Below are 1,821 nucleotides of genomic sequence, written 5' to 3' on the forward strand. Positions count from 1 at the left end.
GCTGATCGAAGGCGCCTGGCTCGATCGCTTCCTAGCGCTCGTCCCCGAGCGCGCCGCCATCCTCGACATCGGCTGCGGCTCTGGCCAGCCGATCGCCCGCTATATCCTCGACAGGAATCACGCCGTCACCGGCATCGACTCCTCGGCGGCGCTGATCGAGCTCTGCCGGCGACGCTTTCCGCAGGCCGCGTGGCAGGTGCAGGACATGCGCCGGCTCGCCCTCGGCCGCCGCTTCGACGGCCTGATTGCCTGGGATTCGTTCTTTCACCTGACGCCGGAGGACCAGCAGGCGATGTTCCCGGTCTTCGCGGCCCATGCGGCCGCAGGCGCCGCCCTGATGTTCACCAGCGGCCCCTCGCATGGCGAAGCGATCGGCATCTTCGAGGGTGAGCCGCTCTATCATGGCAGCCTGGCGCCGGAGGGGTACCGCGCGCTGCTCGCGGAAAACGGCTTCGCCGTCGTCGCGCATGTTGCCGAGGATGCGAGCTGCGGCGGCCATACGATCTGGCTCGCCCGCAAGATCTGACGCTTCAGGGCGCGCGGTAGTCGGGGCCGCGCCGGGCATTCGCGAGCGCTGCTCCCAGCGCATCGGCAAAGCCGGCGCGCTCATGCGGCGAGAGCGCGGACGCCACCGCCACGCTCTGCCCGCGCGAGACCAGCGACAGGCCGAGCAGGCCGTAATCCTCGTCGGTCTCGCGTTCGAGCCGCGTCCAGGCCGGATTGAAGCGCCAGACCGCCTCGCGGCCGTGATGCGAAACCTTGCGCAGAAAGACCTCCAGCGGCGTCACCACGATGCGCTCGAAGGCGCGGGCATGACGGAAGTTGACGTGAAAGGCGATGAAGAGGGCGAGAATGTCGAGGCCGAAGAAGCCGGCCACGGGCCAGGCGCCGAGCACCACGAAGGGAATCGACGAGATGACGCTGGCCAGGCAGACCAGCGTCATCACGATGCGGAACCCGTTCTGGCCGAGCGAGCGATGCGGCGTGATCGTCGCGTCGAAGACCGGGCGCCGCGCGGCGTCCATGCTCTCGCTCTCGGGGCTCTTGCCGGGGTCCATCACCGCATTATAACGCCGTCATGGATCAGCAGAACAGGCCCGCGCGTGCCCGTGCCCCGGCGAAGCGCATCACGTTGCCGCGCGCCCGCAAGCCGGCCGAGATTCGCCAGATCTTCGAGCGCTTCCGCACCGCCAACCCGGAGCCGAAGGGCGAGCTTGAATCGGTGAACGCCTTCACGCTGCTGGTCGCCGTCGTGCTCTCGGCGCAGGCGACCGATGCCGGAGTCAACAAGGCGACGCGCCCGCTCTTCGCCATCGCCGACACGCCCGCCAGCATGCTGGCGCTCGGCGAGGAAACCGTACGCGACTACATCAAGACGATCGGTCTCTTCCGCACCAAGGCCAGGAACGTCATCGCGCTCTGCGAGAAGCTGATCGCCGAGTTCGGCGGCGAAGTCCCGACGACGCGCGAGGCGCTGGAAAGCCTCCCCGGCGTCGGCCGCAAGACCGCGAACGTCGTGCTCAACATCGCCTTCGGCGAGATCACCCACGCGGTCGATACCCATGTCTTCCGCGTCTCCAACCGGCTGCGGATCGCGCCCGGCAAGAACGTGATGCAGGTGGAGCTCGGGCTGGAGAAGGCCATTCCGGAGGATTTCGGCCGCCACGCCCATCACTGGCTGATCCTGCACGGGCGCTACACCTGCAAGGCGCTCCGCCCGGAATGCGGCCGCTGCATCCAGAACGACCTCTGCGACTCACCGGACAAGCGCGTGACCTGAACCTCCACGGTGACGCTGCGTGAGCCCTCCCTTCGTCTGCT

Annotated in this window: 3 protein-coding genes; 2 read left to right on the plus strand and 1 reads right to left on the minus strand. The window is 68.3% G+C overall.

Annotated elements, in window-relative coordinates; genetic code table 11:
* The coding region (locus tag ACIPIA_RS15440; protein ID WP_400510820.1) for a class I SAM-dependent methyltransferase at positions 1 to 526 on the plus strand (526 nt) is incomplete at its 5' end.
* A 4-nt stretch (positions 527 to 530) separates the two neighbouring features.
* Here the strand turns inward: ACIPIA_RS15440 and ACIPIA_RS15445 are convergent.
* Positions 531 to 1,058: a DUF2244 domain-containing protein gene (locus ACIPIA_RS15445; protein WP_400510821.1), complete on the minus strand. Its 528-nt coding sequence runs from the start codon at positions 1,056 to 1,058 to the stop codon at positions 531 to 533.
* A gap of 20 nt (positions 1,059 to 1,078) precedes the next feature.
* Between ACIPIA_RS15445 and nth the strand changes: the two genes are divergently transcribed.
* Entirely contained in the window at positions 1,079 to 1,780 is a 702-nt protein-coding gene (gene nth, locus ACIPIA_RS15450; protein WP_400510823.1) for an endonuclease III, read from the plus strand.
* The last annotated feature ends 41 nt before the right edge of the window (positions 1,781 to 1,821 follow it).

The organism is Allobosea sp. CER48 (assembly GCF_044752385.1).
Lineage (GTDB): Bacteria > Pseudomonadota > Alphaproteobacteria > Rhizobiales > Beijerinckiaceae > Allobosea.